At 46.1% G+C, this 19,487-nt stretch carries 22 protein-coding genes and 1 riboswitch; of the genes, 21 read left to right on the forward strand and 1 reads right to left on the reverse strand.

The features are described 5' to 3' along the window. Positions 1-24 precede the first annotated feature (24 nt). From spoIIM to sigF, 15 genes are all read left to right on the forward strand, one after another. On the forward strand, positions 25-648 hold the full coding sequence (spoIIM, locus tag A8709_RS26465; protein WP_065857398.1) for a stage II sporulation protein M: 624 nt from the start codon (positions 25-27) through the stop codon (positions 646-648). 105 nt (positions 649-753) lie between these two features. After that, entirely contained in the window at positions 754-1,224 is a 471-nt protein-coding gene (fur, locus tag A8709_RS26470; RefSeq protein WP_065856777.1) for a ferric iron uptake transcriptional regulator, read from the forward strand. 155 nt (positions 1,225-1,379) lie between these two features. Beyond that, a complete protein-coding gene (gene ald, locus A8709_RS26475; protein ID WP_065856779.1) occupies positions 1,380-2,537 on the forward strand; it encodes an alanine dehydrogenase in 1,158 nt (385 codons plus the stop codon). 57 nt (positions 2,538-2,594) lie between these two features. Beyond that, positions 2,595-2,831, forward strand: coding sequence for a DUF4227 family protein (locus A8709_RS26480; protein ID WP_065856781.1), 237 nt, complete (start codon positions 2,595-2,597; stop codon positions 2,829-2,831). Positions 2,832-2,917: 86 nt separating this feature from the next. Then, positions 2,918-3,814, forward strand: a complete 897-nt coding sequence (xerD, locus tag A8709_RS26485) for a site-specific tyrosine recombinase XerD (RefSeq protein ID WP_065856783.1) — start codon at positions 2,918-2,920, stop codon at positions 3,812-3,814. 114 nt (positions 3,815-3,928) lie between these two features. Then, positions 3,929-5,104 carry a phosphopentomutase gene (deoB, locus tag A8709_RS26490; RefSeq protein ID WP_065856785.1) on the forward strand — a complete coding sequence of 392 codons (1,176 nt, stop codon included), beginning with the start codon at positions 3,929-3,931 and terminating at the stop codon, positions 5,102-5,104. A 34-nt stretch (positions 5,105-5,138) separates the two neighbouring features. Next, on the forward strand, positions 5,139-5,966 hold the full coding sequence (locus tag A8709_RS26495) for a purine-nucleoside phosphorylase (protein ID WP_065856788.1): 828 nt from the start codon (positions 5,139-5,141) through the stop codon (positions 5,964-5,966). A 17-nt stretch (positions 5,967-5,983) separates the two neighbouring features. Continuing rightward, positions 5,984-6,838 carry a purine-nucleoside phosphorylase gene (locus A8709_RS26500; RefSeq protein ID WP_065856790.1) on the forward strand — a complete coding sequence of 285 codons (855 nt, stop codon included), beginning with the start codon at positions 5,984-5,986 and terminating at the stop codon, positions 6,836-6,838. A 153-nt stretch (positions 6,839-6,991) separates the two neighbouring features. Further along, positions 6,992-7,432, forward strand: a complete 441-nt coding sequence (locus tag A8709_RS26505; protein WP_065856792.1) for a hypothetical protein — start codon at positions 6,992-6,994, stop codon at positions 7,430-7,432. A 147-nt stretch (positions 7,433-7,579) separates the two neighbouring features. Beyond that, positions 7,580-7,963 carry a cupredoxin domain-containing protein gene (locus tag A8709_RS26510; RefSeq protein WP_065856794.1) on the forward strand — a complete coding sequence of 128 codons (384 nt, stop codon included), beginning with the start codon at positions 7,580-7,582 and terminating at the stop codon, positions 7,961-7,963. 89 nt (positions 7,964-8,052) lie between these two features. Further along, positions 8,053-9,354, forward strand: a complete 1,302-nt coding sequence (locus A8709_RS26515) for a pyrimidine-nucleoside phosphorylase (protein ID WP_065856796.1) — start codon at positions 8,053-8,055, stop codon at positions 9,352-9,354. Positions 9,355-9,524: 170 nt separating this feature from the next. After that, positions 9,525-10,700, forward strand: coding sequence for a D-alanyl-D-alanine carboxypeptidase family protein (locus tag A8709_RS26520; RefSeq protein WP_065856797.1), 1,176 nt, complete (start codon positions 9,525-9,527; stop codon positions 10,698-10,700). Positions 10,701-10,852: 152 nt separating this feature from the next. Further along, the gene (spoIIAA, locus tag A8709_RS26525; RefSeq protein WP_065856799.1) at positions 10,853-11,206 is read left to right on the forward strand and encodes an anti-sigma F factor antagonist; all 354 of its coding nucleotides are present in this window, start codon (positions 10,853-10,855) and stop codon (positions 11,204-11,206) included. After that, positions 11,203-11,649 carry an anti-sigma F factor gene (gene spoIIAB, locus A8709_RS26530; RefSeq protein WP_065856801.1) on the forward strand — a complete coding sequence of 149 codons (447 nt, stop codon included), beginning with the start codon at positions 11,203-11,205 and terminating at the stop codon, positions 11,647-11,649. The genes spoIIAA and spoIIAB overlap by 4 nt, the downstream gene beginning before the upstream one ends. Positions 11,650-11,660: 11 nt before the next feature. Next, on the forward strand, positions 11,661-12,416 hold the full coding sequence (gene sigF, locus A8709_RS26535; protein WP_028554229.1) for an RNA polymerase sporulation sigma factor SigF: 756 nt from the start codon (positions 11,661-11,663) through the stop codon (positions 12,414-12,416). A 142-nt stretch (positions 12,417-12,558) separates the two neighbouring features. Here the strand turns inward: sigF and A8709_RS26540 are convergent, their stop codons facing one another. Further along, entirely contained in the window at positions 12,559-12,771 is a 213-nt protein-coding gene (locus A8709_RS26540) for a DUF378 domain-containing protein (protein WP_065856803.1), read from the reverse strand. A 195-nt stretch (positions 12,772-12,966) separates the two neighbouring features. Here A8709_RS26540 and A8709_RS26545 point away from each other — a divergent pair, with 195 nt between their 5' ends. From A8709_RS26545 to ribD, 6 genes are all read left to right on the forward strand, one after another. Further along, a complete protein-coding gene (locus tag A8709_RS26545) occupies positions 12,967-13,596 on the forward strand; it encodes a stage V sporulation protein AA (RefSeq protein WP_425262351.1) in 630 nt (209 codons plus the stop codon). 8 nt (positions 13,597-13,604) lie between these two features. Further along, the gene (locus A8709_RS26550; protein ID WP_065857400.1) at positions 13,605-14,015 is read left to right on the forward strand and encodes a stage V sporulation protein AB; all 411 of its coding nucleotides are present in this window, start codon (positions 13,605-13,607) and stop codon (positions 14,013-14,015) included. 24 nt (positions 14,016-14,039) lie between these two features. Then, positions 14,040-15,683 (forward strand): spore germination protein, encoded by a 1,644-nt coding sequence (locus A8709_RS26555; protein WP_065856807.1) that lies wholly within the window; start codon positions 14,040-14,042, stop codon positions 15,681-15,683. Positions 15,684-15,843: 160 nt separating this feature from the next. Next, positions 15,844-17,175 (forward strand): diaminopimelate decarboxylase, encoded by a 1,332-nt coding sequence (gene lysA / locus A8709_RS26560; RefSeq protein ID WP_065856809.1) that lies wholly within the window; start codon positions 15,844-15,846, stop codon positions 17,173-17,175. A 117-nt stretch (positions 17,176-17,292) separates the two neighbouring features. After that, positions 17,293-17,724: a peptidylprolyl isomerase gene (locus A8709_RS26565; RefSeq protein ID WP_065856810.1), complete on the forward strand. Its 432-nt coding sequence runs from the start codon at positions 17,293-17,295 to the stop codon at positions 17,722-17,724. A 231-nt stretch (positions 17,725-17,955) separates the two neighbouring features. Beyond that, positions 17,956-18,136: riboswitch (FMN riboswitch) on the forward strand. 235 nt (positions 18,137-18,371) lie between these two features. Next, entirely contained in the window at positions 18,372-19,478 is a 1,107-nt protein-coding gene (ribD, locus tag A8709_RS26570; RefSeq protein ID WP_208607743.1) for a bifunctional diaminohydroxyphosphoribosylaminopyrimidine deaminase/5-amino-6-(5-phosphoribosylamino)uracil reductase RibD, read from the forward strand. The last annotated feature ends 9 nt before the right edge of the window (positions 19,479-19,487 follow it).

The raw sequence follows: 19,487 nt of genomic DNA on the forward strand, positions 1-19,487 counted from the left end.
GCGAGTGTGAATCGAAACTTAACGATGAAACAATATATGAAGGATAATTTGCCGTTATTTATATTCGTCTCTGTGCTCTTTGTTATTGGTGTCGTTTTCGGTGCTGTGATGGTGAATGCCCTGTCGTTGGAACAAAGGACGGAGATGAGCCGTCATTTAGGCAGCTTTTTTCATGAAATTAACGATGGTGTCGTGATGGATAGTCAGCAATCGTTTACACAAGCTTTTGGCATGCATATGAAGTGGATCTTGTTGATCTGGTTGTTTGGATTGTCTATCATTGGTCTTCCTTTAATCTTAGTGTTGGATTTCCTCAAAGGTGTGCTTATTGGTTTCACGGTCGGCTATCTAGTGGGCCAAATGTCGTGGAAGGGGATGCTGTTCGCTCTCGTTGCCGTTGTTCCTCAGAATTTAATTGTCATTCCGGCTATTCTTTTCTGCAGTGTGGCTGCCATGTCATTCTCGTTGTATATGATTAAACATCGAATTATGAGTCGGAATGGTAATATGTACCAGCCTTTCATGAGATATACAACGATCACCTTAGCCATGGGCGGATTTCTATTAGCAGCGGCTTTATTAGAAGGTTACTTCTCCCAATACATGATGAAATGGGTAACGCCAATGCTGGTGGGGGTTTATGGGTAATTGTGTGAATAATGTTTCTGTTTGACTTTGTAAGTTCGCTCCCCCTATAATGAAAAGAGTGGCTAAAAATGGGCTAGGATGCCCACCTTTCTGAGGGGGAGGCATATGGAAACAAGGATTGAGAAAATTAAACAGCAACTGCAATCCCAAGGGTACAAGCTTACACCTCAACGGGAAGCAACAGTGCGCGTACTTTTAGAAAATGAACAAGATCATCTCAGTGCCGAAGATGTGTTTATGCTTGTGAAGGATAAAGCGCCCGAAATCGGTTTAGCTACGGTTTACCGTACTTTAGAGCTTCTGAGTGAGCTGCACGTCTTAGAAAAAATGAATTTCGGCGACGGCGTTGCCCGTTACGACTTGCGTGACGACAATTCACGTCACCATCACCATCATTTGATCTGCGTGCAATGCGGAGCCGTAGATGAAATCATGGAGGATTGGCTTGGACCTTTCGAAGAACGGTTAGAGACAGAATTTAATTTTCAAGTACTCGATCATCGACTTGATTTTCAAGGTATATGCTATCGCTGTACCGAACGAGGGAAACCGGCCTCATTGGACAAATCCCACTAACAGCATTCCTAAGGAAGCTGTTCATATGATGAAAATGCCTGTTTGCACACCACGTGCATACAGGCATTTTTGTGTTTGCCTCATACACTAACCATAGATAGAGCTTTATGTGAACTCACATATTTGGCAGGGGAGCTTGGGTACATTATAGACGAATGAACCAAAGGAAGAAGGTGGCGATCGTGACGAAACAATCCCTAATCGTTGGTGTTCCGAAAGAAATCAAAAACAATGAGAATCGTGTAGCCTTAACCCCTGGCGGTGCAGGCATGCTGCTATTGAATGATCATCGTGTGCTTGTTGAAGCTGGAGCGGGTACGGGCAGCGGTTTCTTCGATGAGGATTATAAACAAGAAGGTGCAACCATCGTTGGAAGTGCGGCTGATGTATGGGCGCAAAGTGATATGATCATGAAGGTGAAAGAACCTTTGCCTGAGGAGTATGCCTACTTCAAAGAGGGACAAATTCTATTCACTTATTTACATTTAGCAGCAGCTGGAGACTTGGCGGCACATCTGCTTGAGAAGAAAGTTACAGGGATTGCTTATGAAACAATCCAACTCCCCAATGGATCACTTCCGCTATTGACCCCAATGAGTGAAGTGGCAGGGCGGATGTCTGTGCAAATTGGTGCTCATTATTTAGAAAAGTTTTATGGGGGACGGGGAATTCTGCTCGGAGGTGTTCCTGGCGTGCCACCAGCGGATGTCATTATTCTTGGCGGGGGTATCGTGGGAACCAATGCTGCCAAAATGGCACTTGGCCTCGGTGCCAATGTGGTCATCATTGAACGCAGCGCCGATCGGATGCGCGCCTTGGATGATATTTTTGGCGGACACTTGCGAACGCTGATGTCGAACCCGTATAACATTGCCAGTGCGGTGCAGAAAGCTGATCTGCTCATTGGCGCTGTGCTGATCCCTGGGGCGCGAGCTCCACGCTTGGTGACAGCTGCGATGGTTCAGAGCATGAAGCCTGGAGCCGTCATAGTGGATGTCGCGGTCGATCAAGGGGGATCGATCGAAACGATTGATCGCGTTACGACACATAGTGATCCAACCTATGAGAAATTCGGTGTCTTGCATTATGCGGTAGCCAATATGCCAGGTGCTGTACCTCGCACGTCAACGCTAGCATTAACGAATGTCACATTACCTTTTGCGCTAGAGCTCGCTAATAAAGGATTCACACAAGCGATGACTGACAATTATACCTTGCAACTAGGTGTGAACACGTATAAGGGCAGTGTGACCCATCCAGCCGTTGCAGAAGCGTTAGGACTTCCCTATACGAAATTAACGGATCTGTCATAACCATAGGCCGAGCCTCATATTCTTTTCCTAAGAATGGAATAGAAATGAGGACGGGCTATGATATTCTCATATCGCAAGCTAATTGTACGCTTACAATACGTGTTCGTATTTATGGCTTTGACCATTATTTTATATCAAGTCATGATGGTTGTGTCGGACTGGATTCAGCCTGTGAACAAATACAAAGCGCCAACTGGTCATTCTGTTAAGGTTTTCGGACAAACAGAGCATGTCTCGTTTGACTCGAATTCCATCAGTGAGCGATTGCGCTTGTTTTATTGGTATGGTGAATAAAGCGAAAAATAAAGGAGTATGTCAGGCCATCGTGGAATGCTATATGTTGAACCTATTAGCAGATTGACGAGGGAGAGACTGACATAATGACGAGTGAGATACAATCCTTCATCCGATTTCTGACGACTGAACGGGGACTTTCACGGAATACACTCGAATCCTACGAACGAGATCTCCTTCAATTTGTTGCCTTTCTCGAGTCGGAAGGAATTACGAGCTGGCGTGACTCAGGGAGAACACATTTAACAGGCTATCTCTCTCAGCTCAAAGCACTAGGACGAGCTTCAGCAACACTATCACGCATTCGCGTTTCCTTACGCTCTTTTTATCAATATATGGTGAAAGAAAGACAGTTAGATTCGGACCCCTCTGTATTCATTGAAGTACCGAAATTGGAAAAACGAGTACCCAAAGTACTCAGTGTACTGGAAGTCGAGAAGCTGCTGGAAGCCCCGCAGTCAGAACAAGTGAATGGCGCCCGTGATAAAGCCATGCTGGAGCTGCTCTATGCAACGGGTATTCGGGTGTCAGAGCTTGTTTCTTTGAACATCTCGGATGTTAACCTTGAGATGGGGTTTATCCGTTGTGTTGGCAAGGCAGAGAAGGAGCGAATGATACCGATAAGCGGAATCGCTATCCGAATCTTAGCTGCCTATGTGCAGACTTATCGGGCGAAACTTTTGAAACGATCCATCGATGAGGATGCACTCTTCATCGGACATTTGGGGACGAGGATGACGAGGCAAGGCTTCTGGAAAATTATGAAGCGATATGCGGCAGAAACGGAAATCACGAACGAGATTACACCGCATACGCTTAGGCATTCCTTTGCTGCTCATTTAATTGAGAATGGTGCTGATTTACGATCCGTGCAGGAAATGCTCGGGCACTCCGATATTTCTTCAACGCAGCTTTACGTCCAGGTGACGAAGCTTAAGATGAAGGATGTCTATCAACTTGCTCATCCTAGAGCTCATTTGTAAGAATAACGGCAGCAATTCCATCTGGAATGGCTGCTGTTTTGCATTCACGAGGTGGAAGTGGGATAATAAAGGGTGGATATCATAAACAATAGGGATTGATTTGGAGGGATATCAGTGCGTTTTGAACGAATTAGTTTAATCGTATTGGATAGTGTAGGTATCGGTGAATTGCCGGATGCCGAACAATTTGGCGACTTAGGGGCTCATACACTAGGTCATATTGCGGAAAAAGTGAGCGGCTTCGCACTACCCCATTTGCAACAAATGGGATTAGGTAATATTGCGGATATCCAAGGGGTTCCAGCAGTGGATACACCCGAAGGTTACTATGGCAAAATGGCTGAGGTTTCTGTGGGCAAGGATACCATGACAGGACATTGGGAATTGATGGGACTTCGTATTTCAACACCTTTCAAGGTATTTCCAGATGGATTTCCAGAAGCACTAATTTCACAATTTGAGCAGGAGACGGGCCGTAAGGTCATTGGGAATAAACCGGCCTCAGGCACCGAAATATTAGATGAGCTAGGCGAAGAACAAATGAAAACAGGGGCTTGGATCGTCTATACCTCTGCGGACAGCGTGTTTCAACTCGCAGCACATGAAGAAATTATTCCATTAGAAGAACTATACCGAGCTTGCGAAATTGCTAGACGATTAACCATGCAGGATGAATTTGCTGTGGGCCGTGTTATTGCTAGGCCTTACCTAGGCACGCCTGGCGCTTTCAAACGGACGCCGAACCGTCATGATTATGCGGTAAAGCCGCCAGAGCCAACGGTGATGAATCATTTGAAGGACGCAGGCTGGGATGTCATTGCAATCGGTAAAATCAATGATATCTTTGACGGCGAAGGTGTTACGCAAGCAACATCAACGAAAAGCAATCTAGATGGCATCCAGAAGACGATTGAAGTGCTGGGAACTTCGTTTAAGGGCCTAGCTTTCACGAACCTTGTTGATTTCGATTCCTTATATGGGCATCGACGTGATCCAGAGGGCTACGGACGTGCACTGGAGGAATTTGATGCTTATCTGCCACAGCTCAAAGCTGGTTTAGGTCCGAAGGATCTGCTCATTCTTACAGCGGATCACGGGAATGATCCTGTTCATGCTGGGACGGACCATACACGTGAATACGTGCCTGTCTTGCTCTACAGCCCGAGCTTCGAGAACACGGAATCCGTGGGAATCCGGGGAACCTTTGCCGATTTGGGTGCAACCATTGCGGATAACTTCGGCCTGGAGCCAACTAAGAATGGCGAAAGTTTTCTCCATCTTTTGAAATAAATCCATCCTATAATTAGTTAAGGGGGCATTACCCATGTCAAGTACATCGTTGATGCAAGACATTCAAGCAGCAGCAGCTTTTATCAAAAAAGAAACCAACATGACACCGCAAATCGGCCTTATTCTGGGTTCAGGTCTAGGGGTTCTAGCGGATTTGATCGAACAACCGATCGTGATTGATTATTCGCGTATTCCTCATTTTCCGGTATCAACGGTAGAGGGACATGCAGGAGAACTTGTTGTAGGGACAATTAAAGGCAAACAAGTGCTCGTGATGAAAGGGCGTTTCCATGCCTATGAGGGCTATGGTGCCGAAACCGTTTCATTCCCCGTACGTGTGATGAAAGAGCTTGGGGTCGAAACCCTGATCGTTACAAATGCTGCTGGCGGAATCAATGAGAATTTCCAGGTTGGCGATCTCATGGTTATCAGCGATCATCTGAACATGACATTCCGCAATCCATTGATCGGGCCGAATGACGCTGCTCTTGGTGTACGATTCCCCGATATGTCGGAAGCTTATAGCAAACGTCTGCGTAAATTGGCTCACGATGTCGCGGCTACGCAAGATTTTAAACTACAAGAAGGTGTGTATGTAGGTCTTCTGGGACCAAATTATGAAACGCCTGCTGAAATTCGCATGTTCCGCACACTTGGCGGTGATTCAGTTGGGATGTCGACCGTTCCTGAAGTTATCGTTGCCCGTCACGCTGGGATTGAAGTGCTAGGATTCTCTTGCATCTCCAATATGGCATCAGGGATTCTCGATCAACCGCTATCTCACGCAGAAGTGATGGAAACGACGGAAAAAGTAAAACCGAAGTTTTTGAAGCTTGTTCTTGGCATTATTGAAGCGCTATAAGCGAAAAGGAGATCATCATGGAATTAACTTACATACAAAAAATCAATGAAGCAGCGAGCTTCATCCAATCACGTTTAGGTGGCGTTTCACCATCCATTGGACTCGTCTTGGGTTCAGGTCTAGGCGATATGGCGAATCAAGTTGAACAGCCGATTGCTATCGATTATAGTGAGGTACCTCACTTTCCGGTATCAACGGTAGCGGGGCATGAAGGCCGCTTTGTTGCAGGGACGTTGGAAGGTAAGCAAGTCATCGTCATGCAGGGCCGCTTTCATTACTATGAAGGCTATGATATGAAAAAAGTTGTATTCCCCGTCTACGTGATGAAAGCGATCGGTGTAGAAGCTGTTGTCATGACAAACGCATGCGGCGGGATGAATCGCGAGTTTCAGGCAGGAGATCTGATGTTAATTAGTGATCATTTGAATATGACGGGGGATAATCCGCTAATCGGACCTAATCATGCGGAGCTCGGTGTTCGGTTCCCAGATATGTCGGAAGCCTATAACCGCGAATATCGTGCACTTGCGCGTGAATTAGCTTCTACAGTCATAGGTGAAGACGGTGTTCCACTGAAGCTGCAGGAAGGCGTCTACGCTGGGATTACAGGCCCTACGTACTGTACACCTGCTGAACTAACGATGCTTGCACGTATCGGCGGGGACGCCATTGGCATGTCGACGGTGGGAGAGGTTATCGCGGCGCGTCATGCTGGCCTTAAAGTACTCGGAATTTCCTGTATCACTGACATGGCAATCGGGGAAGAACTAGAACCATTAACGCATGAACAGGTTGTCGCAGTTGCTAATCGGACGAAGCCTAAATTCATTGCACTCGTGAAAGCTTTTGTTCGTGAAGTGCGATTGGGATAAATTGGCATGGAATTTGATTGAATTTTAATGTATTTGAGAGACTTAAGACCTATTCATGATGAGGGGCACATGTTAGAATATAGTTCATAAAGACTATATTCGAAGGTGATTTGCACGGCAAATGACCTATCCAAACAAGGATGTGTTGGAAACATGGCAGTTCCTCAACTTATGGTAGCCAATTGCCCGCGCTGCGGGAAAGTGTTTCAAAGAAATTTACGTAATCAATGCTCCAAGTGCAGTACAAGCCTGGATGACCAATTCAAACATAGCCTGGATTTTCTTCGCAGGAACTATCGTTCAACGAACGAGCAGCTCTGTGAGGCAACAGGTATTTCACCGATACAATTACATGGTTGGGTGAAGGCAGGTAAGCTGCTCCTTTCTGATTATCCAAATTTGAATTATCCTTGCGCTTCGTGTTCGGAGCCAATTCGAGAACATAAATTATGTGCCGCTTGCTCCACGCGAATTAGCCGAGATATCAAACAATTGAATGAGAAAGCAACCGTTCTTCCTGCTCCACAATTTGAAGCGAGGCCACAGGGAACTTCACGCGGCTTCCAAATAGGGGATCGATGGACACGGGTGTAATTTATTTGTGAATGGGTAATATAAGATGGAGGTCAGTTCACAATTCTGTCACGAAATAGTCAAAGTTTTGCCACGTACTAGATATGGGATTATTCTCTGTTGTTAGGTAGAATAGATGAAGTGAACACACGATGAGGGGGATATTGCATGCAAAAGTGGATTTTCTTTGTACTATTTATACTTGCGGGCGCATTGGGACTGGGAGTCCTCTTTCAAGATATTTCTGATCGCCAAGATGCACAAGCAGCAGCGGCTGCCGCGAGTAAACTGCCACAGTTGAAAGTAGTTGCATCGAACTGGCAATTTGATCAAACGGAGTACAAAGTGAAAAGCGGACAATCAACGAAAGTATCCTTGCAATTGAAAGAAGGCGTCCACGAGATTGAAATCGTTGGGTTGGATATTAAACTTGATAAAGATAATCCTTCCAAAGAAGTCACTTTCGACAAACCGGGTACATATGAAATTCATTGCATCCTTCCTTGCGGAGAAGGACATGCTACAATGAAAACGAAATTAGTAGTAGAATAACAATAAGCAATCAAAGAGGGGGCTGCCTAGCTCCCTTTTTTCAATTTACATCTAGACATAATTCATATAGGAACATAGGAGGTATTCGCATGAGAATGGTGGATTTGATTCATAAGAAGCGCGTCGGAGATGCCCTTACAGAGCAAGAGATCTCTTTTATCATCACAGAATATACGGCTGGCAACGTGCCTGATTATCAAATGTCAGCATTTTTGATGGCGACTTTCCTCAATGGCATGACAGATGAAGAAACCTCGTTTCTTACATTAGCCATGGCGGGCTCAGGAGAAATGATTGATTTATCAGCTATTGCAGGAGTTAAGGTAGATAAACACTCAACAGGCGGCGTTGGAGATAAGGTTAGCCTCATCGTAGGGCCTGTTGTAGCTTCCCTTGGGATTCCAGTGGCCAAAATGTCTGGAAGAGGACTTGGACATACAGGTGGCACGTTAGATAAACTGGAGTCAATTCCTGGATTTCAAATCGAATTATCGAAGGAAGCTTTCATTAATGCGGTGAATACGAATAAAATTGCGATTGTGGGCCAAAGCGGGAACTTGGCTCCTGCGGATAAGAAAATGTATGCTCTACGCGATGTAACAGCAACCGTGGATTCGATTCCATTGATTGCTAGCTCCATCATGAGCAAGAAAATTGCCTCAGGAGCAGAAGCGATCGTCCTCGATGTGAAAATTGGCTCAGGAGCCTTCATGAAAACAGTAGAAGATGCTAGAGTTCTTGCTCGTACGATGGTCGATATCGGTACGCGTTTGAATCGTAAAACCATTGCCATGATAACCGATATGGATCAGCCGCTTGGCCGCGAAATCGGGAATGCGAATGAAATTCGTGAATCGATTGAGGTATTACGGGGTGTAGGTGACAAAGATTTGACCGAAGTCGCCATTTCAGTGGCGGCCTACATGGCTATGCTAGGTCAGGTGTACAGCACCTTTGAGGAGGCGCAGGAGGCTGTTCGTGACATTATTACGAAGGGGAAGGCGTTAGATACCTTGAAACGTTTTATCGCCAGCCAAGGTGGAGACGAGCGTGTAGTGGATCAACAAGAGCTTCTGCCGACAGCTGCTTATCATATGGAAGTGAATGCGACACATGCCGGATTCATCAATGAGATCCAAGCGGAAAATATCGGTTTTGCAGCTATGCTTTTAGGAGCGGGACGGGCGAAGAAAGAAGATCATATCGACTATGCTGTCGGATTGACGTTAAATAAGAAAATCGGGGATGCCGTAGAGGTTGGGGATTCAATCTGTACGATTCATGCGAATCGGGTGGATGTAGCTGAGGTTGAAGCGATGATCCGAGATGCTTACCAAATCACAGACACACAACCAGCACCGAAAAAACTCATTTATGATGTCATCGTATAAAAGAACGAGTGGAGAGCACTTTCCTTAGGGAAGGTGCTTTTTTTCGTTTTGCTTATTTTCATCAAGTTGGAATAATTTAGAGGAGAATTGTCAACACTGATTAGCAGTCATTCATGCTGCAAAGATGCCAAAACTTTCACTTCATACATCACAGGAGGGGTACAATTGCTATGCGAAAAAAAGGGCTAATCAGTTTCATTTGTTTACAACTAGGTGTGATGCTTGTTCTGCCATCGATATATGCGGCGGAAACGAAGTCGCAACCGGTGGATTTAACACCTAATGCACAATCAGCTGTTCTTATGGATGCGGATACGGGTACGGTGATCGCGGAAAAGAATAAAGATGTTAAACTTCCACCCGCGAGTATTACGAAAATCATGACCATGCTACTCATCATGGAAGCGATCGACAAAGGCAGCCTCAAAATGGATGAAAAAGTAGGCGTCAGCGAGTACGCGGCTTCGATGGGAGGCTCGCAAATTTTCCTTGAGCCTGGCGAGCAAATGACCGTCCAAGAAATGCTCAAAGGGATCGCGATGGCCTCTGGGAACGATGCTTCTGTGGCAATGGCTGAGAAAATTGCCGGATCAGAAGAAAATTTTGTTGCTATGATGAATGAACGCGCAGGGCAACTAGGGATGAAAAACACCCATTTCTCCAACTGTAACGGACTGCCCGTTGCCAATCACTATACAACAGCGAATGATATCGCGATTATGTCTCGAGAGCTGCTGAAGCACGAAGGGATTACGAATTTTACCGGCGCGTATCAGGATTATTTGCGTAAAGATTCTCCGAAGCCTTTCTGGCTCGTCAATACGAACAAGCTTGTCCGTTTCTATAGCGGGGCAGATGGCTTGAAAACGGGTTACACAAGCGAAGCGAAATTCTGCTTATCTGCGACAGCGAAACGGGATAATTTACGAGTTGTGGCCGTCGTTTTAGGAGAACCGAATACGAAAACACGGAATGCAGAAGTAACCAAGTTGTTTGATTATGCTTTTGCACAATACACGAATTATCCATTGTTCAAAACAGGGGACAGCTTAGGGAATTTCACGATAAATAAAGGTCAAGTATCGACTGTACCTTTAGTTGCCAAACAAAACTACAGCATTTTAATGAAAAAAGGCACGGATACGGCAAATATCCGACATGAACTGCAGCTCGAACCGAACCTGAGAGCACCTGTTGCCCAAGGTCAATCGATAGGTAAAATCACGGTGTATAACGGTGACAATGTCCTTGCGGAGTACCCGTTAGAGTCGCCAGTTGCTGTTGATAAAGCTTCTTGGTGGAAGCTGTTTAAGCGGACAACGTCGAGTCTGTTCCACACAGATTAATGACGAAAAGCGCTTGCTCGTAGTGCCTTTAGGAACGGTGAAATCGATTATTTTGCCTACTTTTAGCGGTTTTCTTCTAGTTTTGTCGGGGGGCAGGAAATCCCAACTCAGGTGTAGAAACTAGTGTTCATGACAGGGAAGGAGTGAACCTAGTGAGCCTGCAAATTGAGTTTGAGCAAGGCAGAAAAGCGCTAATTGTTAGACTAAAAGGTGAGTTGGATCATCATGCAGCGGATAGCGTGAAGGCGAGGATGGAGGATGCGATTGCGAAAGAGCAAACGCACCACCTGATTCTTAGTTTAAAGGATCTCTCCTTTATGGACAGCTCAGGTCTCGGTGTTATTCTCGGTCGCTATAAGCAAATTACGAGCAAGGGCGGCAAAATGGTTGTTTGTGATGTGTCACCAGCCGTCTATCGACTATTTGAGCTCTCAGGTATGTTCAAGATCGTATCGATTCAGGATAACGAACGTAATGCAATGTCCAGTCTGGAGGTTGCCTTATGAGTGAACGTAACTTTATGACACTTCAATTCGCTAGCCGTTCTGAAAATGAAGGATTTGCACGTGTAGCTGTTGCCGCATTCGTATCACAGCTTGACCCTACGTTAGATGAATTAACGGATATCAAAACGGTGGTATCGGAAGCCGTAACGAATTCGATTATACATGGATATAACAATCAAACGGATGGTGTCATCACCATTTCAGCTGAAATCGATGATGACACGATTCGTTTAACGATTGAAGATAAAGGCGAAGGGATTGCGGATTTAGAGCAAGCGAAAGAGCCTCTCTACACATCCAAGCCAGAGCTAGAGCGTTCAGGAATGGGCTTTACAATTATGGAAAATTTCATGGACGAAGTGGAAGTTGTGACAGCCGTCGGAATCGGAACGAAAATAAACATGTTGAAGCGAATTGAATCTAAAAAAGCTTTATACAATTAGGGGTAGGATCTATGGATGTTGATCTGAAGCATGCTTCTCATAGTTATTTAGACGATTCGGAAGTCAAACGGTTAATCGCCCTCAGCCAATCCGGAGATGGACTAGCCAGAGAAACACTTGTCAGCTGCAATATCCGTTTGGTGTGGTCAGTGGTTCAGCGCTTTTTGAACCGAGGATACGAAGCCGAAGATCTGTTCCAGATCGGATGCATCGGACTGCTGAAGTCCGTTGATAAATTCGATCTCTCGTATGATGTAAAGTTCTCAACCTATGCAGTACCTATGATTATTGGAGAAATCCAACGCTTCCTGCGTGATGACGGTACGCTCAAAGTAAGCCGTTCATTGAAGGAGCTGGCGAATAAGATTCGCAAAACGAAGGATGAACTGTCTAAGCGTTTGGGCAGACTTCCTACGATCAAAGAAGTGGCTGAAGAACTCATGATTACGCCGGAGGAGGTAGTTTTCGCCCAAGAAGCGAATAAACCGCTTTCGTCCATTCATGAGACCGTGTTCGAGAACGATGGGGATCCAATTACATTGATGGACCAAATTTCGGATGAATCCGGGGAAAAATGGTTTGAGAAACTGGCCCTGAATGAGGCCATAGGAACGCTCTCTGAGCGTGAACGTCTCATTGTCTATCTTCGCTACTTCCGAGACCAGACCCAGTCTGAAGTCGCAAGCCGGTTAGGGATATCTCAAGTGCAGGTTTCGAGGTTAGAAAAGAAAATATTGCAGTCCATTAAAGATCAGATTGCCCAATAAAAGCATAAAGCGATTGTGCTTAACCCGAACAAGCCGTGCTCTATCAGGAGTACGGTTTGTTTGCGTGTACACATATAGAGCCGCTAATACCCCATGGCAGAATGGGCGATGAGCGGCTTTCTTCTTGTGAACTGAGCTTAGGTTAGCGTGCGGTATACCGATTGCTGACGGAATAGAATCTCACGCAGATAATCCCGCATAAACCAACGAGGGTATAAACGACGCGGCTTATGGCTGAGGATTCACGGTGTGAATCTCCGCCCAGTATTGCTGAAACTAAATCCCATTCGAAAAGCCCAACTAGAAGCCAATTCAACGCACCGATGATGACCAGTGTTAGCGCGAATTTTGCCATGTTATCACCTTCTTTTTATGGAATAAGTAATCTGTATTCCTTACTTAACATGCCATGCCAATTCCACATTTATGCATGGAGAATTTACCAATGGATGACTTGATTATGCGAAGGAAAGATTTTGCATACTACTCCTATACATGGATGATTTCTTGAAGGATTGATAGCGTAAAGCTCTGAAAGGAGTGAGCCATGGTGGAGGCCGTGAACAAGCTGTTGTACATACGACTACGTCGCAAAGCTCGTGTGCGTAAAGGGCACATTGTGAGATTGCGCGATATTGCCAAATTATTTGTAGATGATGAATATGAACCAGCTTTGAACGAATTGATCATTCATCAACCTCAACAAGCTGATGGAAATCGCGTGCTCATTGATATGCTGCTGATCATCCGAAAAGTGAAAGGGCTGTTTCCAGAGCTTCAGGTTGAACATTTTGGCGAACCGCATGTCTTACTTGAAATATACACAGATAATCGCAAAGCGAGCCCACTCTTGATCGGGATTGTGTGGTTACTTCTCTTCATTGGTTCGGGACTGGCGATTATGAACTTTCATGCAGATGTTTCGATGCTCGCTGTGCATCAACGTATTTATGAATTGATGACAGGAAAGCGGGTGGAGCATCCGCTCATATTGCAAATCCCATATTCAATTGGAATTGGTGTAGGGATGGTCTTGTTCTTTAATCACTTGTTCAAAAAGAAATTCAATGAAGAACCAAGCCCTTTAGAAGTTGAGATGTTTATGTATCAAGAAAATGTTAATCATTTTGTAATCACGGAAGAGTACGCCAAAATTCACGAAGAAGGCGACGCGAAGTGATTACATTCATGGGGGAATCGTTCTTAGCTGCGTTTATCGGCTTAGCTGGCGGCATTACAGTTGGCAGTGGCATGGTTGCCTTTCTCGTAGTGCTCGATATCATACCTAGATTAGCCCAGATCACACGCTCTTTCTCCAAAATCCATGCCTATGAGGCTGCGGTTGTACTTGGTTCTTTAGTTTTCACGTGGGTGGATTTCAGTGATATGCATATGCATCTATTTCCCACAGGAGCGGCTCTCTTTGGCTTGTTCGCTGGTTGCTTTGTAGGCATGCTTGCAGCGGCACTAACAGAAATCGTCAATGTACTGCCCATTTTGGCCAAACGAATAGGAATGGATTCCTATAGGGTTGTTTTGTTAATGGCCATGATTTTCGGGAAAGTATTTGGCTCGTTATTTGAATGGTTATTTTATTAACGGGTGGAAGAAGGAGGCGCACCAGTGAAATTTATTGTTAGAAATGGACATCGTGGTGATGATAACGACTCTACGGCAACTGAGGATGAACAAGGCAAGCAGGCAGCGAAAGACGGTCAAGATGAGAAACTCGCCATAGATGCGGAAGGTAATCTCTCCCCCTATAATCCCATTACCAACATGACCGCTGAAGAGAAAAAACTGAAGGTTCAGGAGGATATACCGAAGAGTCTGCGTGAAATTCAACGTGTTTTGGAAGAACGGGTAGGCTTAAACCGTAGTTTTGATCTTATACTTAGGGAGATGGTATTCGGCTCTAAGCGAGTTGGCATCTTCTACTGCAATGGTTTCGCTAAGGATACCGTTCTAACGGATATCATTACGCGGCTTTCCTATGCCGATAAAGAAGCGGTCTCACACCATACGTTGGAAACTTTCATTGAGAAGCTCATTCCGCATATTCAAGTGAAACATTATAAAAAAATGTCCGAGATTGTGGGACAAGTTTTAATGGGCGGGACAGCGTTCTTCATTGAAGGTGAGACAACGGCTATCGCTGTTGATGCGAAAACTTTTCCAGCACGATCGATTGCAGAGCCTGATTTGGAACGTGTCGTTAGGGGCTCTCGCGATGGTTTTGTAGAGACACTCTTAATGAATGTCACCCTTGTTAGACGCCGAATTCGCGATGAGCGGTTTAAACTTGAAATTATGCAAATCGGTAAACGAACAAAGACTGATGTGTGCGTGGGGTATATTAACGATATTGCGGACGCAGCCCTTGTTCAAGACATTAAAGATAAGATAAAGGAAGTTGAAATTGACGGCCTCCCATTAGGTGAAAAGCAGTTGGAGGAAGTCATGGTTAATAAAGGCTGGAATCCATATCCGATGGTGAGATATTCCGAACGACCTGACGTTGTATCTGCCCATTTGTTAGAAGGACATGTCTGTGTGTTTGTAGATACGTCGCCTAGTGTCATGATCTTGCCAACGACGTTCTTCCACCATGTGCAGCATGCGGAGGAGTACCGGAATACCCCTTTTATCGGTACCTATCTCAGATGGGTCCGCTTTGTGGGAATTCTGATGTCTATATTTCTATTGCCGCTTTGGTATCTGATGGTGATGGAGCCTTCGCTAAAGCCGGCGGGACTAGAATTTCTCGGACCACAGAAGGAAGGTCATTTACCGCTGCTGATTCAATTCCTGATCGCTGATATCGGGATTGATCTCATGCGTATGGCTGCTGTTCATACCCCCACACCGCTTGCGACTGCGATGGGCTTGGTGGCTGCAATCCTAGTTGGGGATATCGCGGTTAAGACCGGGCTGTTCATCAATGAGGTTATTTTGTATTTGGCACTCGCCTCCATTGGGATGTTTGCAACACCGAGCTATGAATTAGGCTTAGCGAATCGAATAACAAGGCTTGCACTGCTCATCGTGACGTCCATCTTCGGCGTGACGGGCTTCGTGGTCGGTTCGACATTATGGCTCATCTTCCTGACCACACGCAAATCGTACACCGCTCCCTATATGTGGCCATTTATACCATTTAATGCCAAAAGCTTTTTCTCTATCATCCTTCGCAGACCCGTTCTATCGAACAAGACAAGGCTTAGTATTACAAAACCGATCGATGGTACACGACAACCCAAAACATAGATCATTAAAGGGCTGGATTACTCCTGCCCTTTTTTGGTTGTTCTAGGCGCATGTATTGTCAAATACGCGTGCTCTATGGTACTTTTATTAGTAATGTGCGCAACCTCTTTAGCGGAAATTGGCAAAGGGAAGGTTCAAGTAGAGAGGGGAAACTATAGCTATGTACTTACATGGTACCAGTAAAATAAATGACCAAGGCCACCTCGAAATTGGCGGTGTTGATACTACGAAATTAGTTGCCGAATATGGCACACCTTTATACGTCTTTGATGAGGCTCTTGTGCGTCAACGCTGCCGTGAGTTTGTGGAAGCTTTTACAGCATCCGGCTTGAAATTTCAAGTCGCATATGCAAGTAAAGCATTTTGTGTGATGGCGATGTGCCGAATTGTAGAAGAAGAAGGAATGTCCTTAGACGTCGTGTCTGATGGTGAGTTATATACGGCACTTCAAGCTGGCTTCCCAGCAGAACGTATACATTTCCATGGTAACAACAAAACGATTTCAGAGATTGAAATGGCAATTGACGCTAAGATCGGCTGTTTCGTTGTGGATAACTTTATTGAACTTCAAATGCTTAACGCGATTGCCGCGGATAAACGGCAAAAAGTGAAAATTTTACTTCGCATTACGCCAGGTGTTGAGGCGCATACGCATGAGTATATTTCCACAGGGCAAACGGATTCCAAATTCGGCTTCGATTTAGGGAATGGCTCCGCTTTCCGTGCGATTCAAGAGGCTTCGGAGCTTTCACACGTTGAGTTATTAGGGATTCATTCGCATATCGGATCTCAAATTTTCGAAGTAGAAGGTTTCCGTATGGCAGCGGAGAAAATGGCGGGATTCGCGATCCAAGTGCGTACGGAATTAGGTGTCACTTTCAAGGTGATTAACCTTGGCGGCGGCTTCGGTATTCGCTATGTGAGTGAAGATACACCACTTCCAGTTGCTGTGTACGTTAAGGCGATTACGGATGCCATCAAAACGAATTTCGGCAGCAACGGATATCCGCTTCCTGAAATTTGGGTTGAACCTGGACGCAGCATCGTAGGCGATGCGGGCACGACGCTTTACACGGTCGGTACAACGAAGGAAATACCGGGCGTGCGTAAATATGTCGCAGTAGATGGCGGGATGACTGACAATCCGCGTCCAGCGTTGTATCAAGCAGTGTACGAGGCAGGTCTTGCTAATCGGGCGACAGAACAGCCTGAGGAGATTGTCTCCATCGCGGGCAAATGCTGCGAAAGCGGCGATATGCTAATCTTTGATGTGAACCTGCCAAAAGTGGCATCGGGTGATATTCTAGCCGTATCGAGTACAGGCGCTTATAACTACTCGATGGCGAGTAACTACAACCGTATTCGCAGACCTGGTGTTGTTTTCGTCCAAGACGGACATAGCGACCTTGTTGTAAATCGTGAATCATTTGAACAAATCGTTGGGAATGATGTCATCCCAGCTAGAATGAAACAAGTTAGCAAAACGGTATAAATTCGTTGAATATGATACGGAAGGAGGGCCCTAGCTCACTCGGGTCCTTCTTCCGTTTGTGTAATGACGTCATTCATAGTAGAATAAGATATTATTTCCTAAAGGAGTGAACCACACATGGCAAAACAAGCAAAAATTACACTAGCAGGTGGCGGAGAGGTTCTTATCGATCTATTTGAGAACGATGCACCGAATACTGTCGCTAACTTTGAAAAACTAGCAAACTCCGGTTTCTACAACGGTCTTGTTTTTCACCGCGTTATTCCAGGATTCGTAGCACAAGGTGGTTGCCCAACTGGAACAGGAACTGGCGGCCCTGGCTACCAAATCAACTGTGAAATCAACCCGAACAAACATGAGCGTGGATCCCTAGCTATGGCGCATGCGGGCCGTAACACAGGTGGAAGCCAATTCTATATCGCTTACCAACCACAACCGCATTTGGATGGCGGACACACGGTGTTCGGTAAAGTATCCAAAGGTATGGAGCTTGTTGATGCTTTCAAAGGCAAAGACAAAATGGAAAAAGTAGAAGTTGTAGAAGTATAATTTCAACTTATAGAACTGCTCGGACTTCGGTCTGAGCAGTTTTTGTCGTTGTACCTATGTGTTAAAATTCAACGCTAATTGCCCATGAATGCTCAATATCCAACCTTTCCGATCAGAATTTCCATATAAAAATGAAAAAAGGCCTTGCATTTTCATGGCGTGAATGATAAATTTTTGTGTAATAAAGAAATGAGTAACTACGAAATAGTTATGTCACTCTTTACTAGTATGCAAAACCTTCGGGGCGTGGTGAAATTCCACACCGGCGGTGATTCGTACGCATGTACGTGTACATGGGTGCGATCAGTCCGTGACCCGTTGTGAAGCTAGCGGTACCTGACAACAGCTTCGCTACGGTTGACCTGGTGTAACTCCGGGACCGACAGTATAGTCTGGATGGGAGAAGGAAAATGCGAATGCCAATTCGCTGGCATGCTTGTTCATTTTTTCACACTTACAAAAATTCGGCAGGTCTGTCTTCCTAAAGGCAACCACGTCGGTGTTGTTTGATTTGATCAAAAATGCAACAGGCAGCGTAGCTGAAGCTTATTCGTGTTATCTAAACAATCTCTGGCCCCCATCCGAACACGGAAGGGGCTTTTTTGCATGAAATATCAAGGACTGGATTCAGAAGGCGGTGAACATCCATGCTGTTATTGAACGACGAGGCTTATATGAAGCTTGCGCTCCAAATGGCAGAGAGTGCGCTAGGTCAAACCGGCATTAATCCTGTTGTAGGATGTGTCCTCGTGAAAGAGGGCCGTATTGTTGGTATGGGTGCCCACTTGAAACGTGGTCATGGGCATGCAGAGGTTCTTGCTTTGCAAATGGCAGGCGAGGAGGCCAAGGGAAGCACCGCTTATGTGACCTTGGAGCCATGCAGTCATTATGGCAAAACGCCGCCATGCAGCGATCGGCTCATCGAAGCGGGAGTACAACGTGTCGTTGTAGCTACAACGGATCCGAATCCGTTAGTGGCAGGGACTGGAATTGCCAAGCTGCGTGCGCATGGATTGGACGTCAGTGTTGGTGTGCTCGGTGAGGAATCCACGAAGCTGAACGAAGCCTTCAACAAATTCATCGTCACGCGGATGCCGTTCGTGACGATGAAGACCGCGAGCACGCTGGATGGCCGCATCGCATCCAAAACCGGCGACAGCAAGTGGATTACATCCCCAGACTCGCGTGGCTACGTACATACCCTGCGTCACCAGCACCAGGGTATCCTCGTCGGCGTACAGACCGTCATCGCCGACGATCCGCTTTTGAGCACGCGAGGCGACCTGCCGGCTGTGCAGCCGGTGCGCATCATCGCGGACTCGCTTCTGCGAGTCCCGCTAGGCGCCCGCGTGCTCACCGAGCAGGATTGTCAGCCGACGATCCTGCTCGCGAGCACACAGGCGCCCGCAGAGCGGCGTGCCGCGCTGGAAGCGCGCGGCATCACGGTCCTCACCTGCGGGGACGGCCCGCAGGTGGACCTGACGCTCGCCATGCAGCAGCTGGGCGAGCGCGAGATCGGCTCCATCCTCCTCGAGGGTGGAGGCCGGTTGAACGGCGCCATGCTGGAGCGGCGCCTGATTGATAAGCTGGTGCTGATGTTCGCGCCGAAAATTATCGGCGGTGCAGCAGCACCAGTGAACATCCACTTCGACGGCTTCGCGAAGATGGATGATGCCATTACGCTCGACAGAATGAGCGTCGAGCAATTCGGACCGGATGTGTGCATAACCGGCTATCCGATGTATAAGAGCTAGAGAATGGAG

Source organism: Paenibacillus pectinilyticus (assembly GCF_001700435.1).
Classification (GTDB): Bacteria; Bacillota; Bacilli; order Paenibacillales; family NBRC-103111; genus Paenibacillus_E; species Paenibacillus_E pectinilyticus.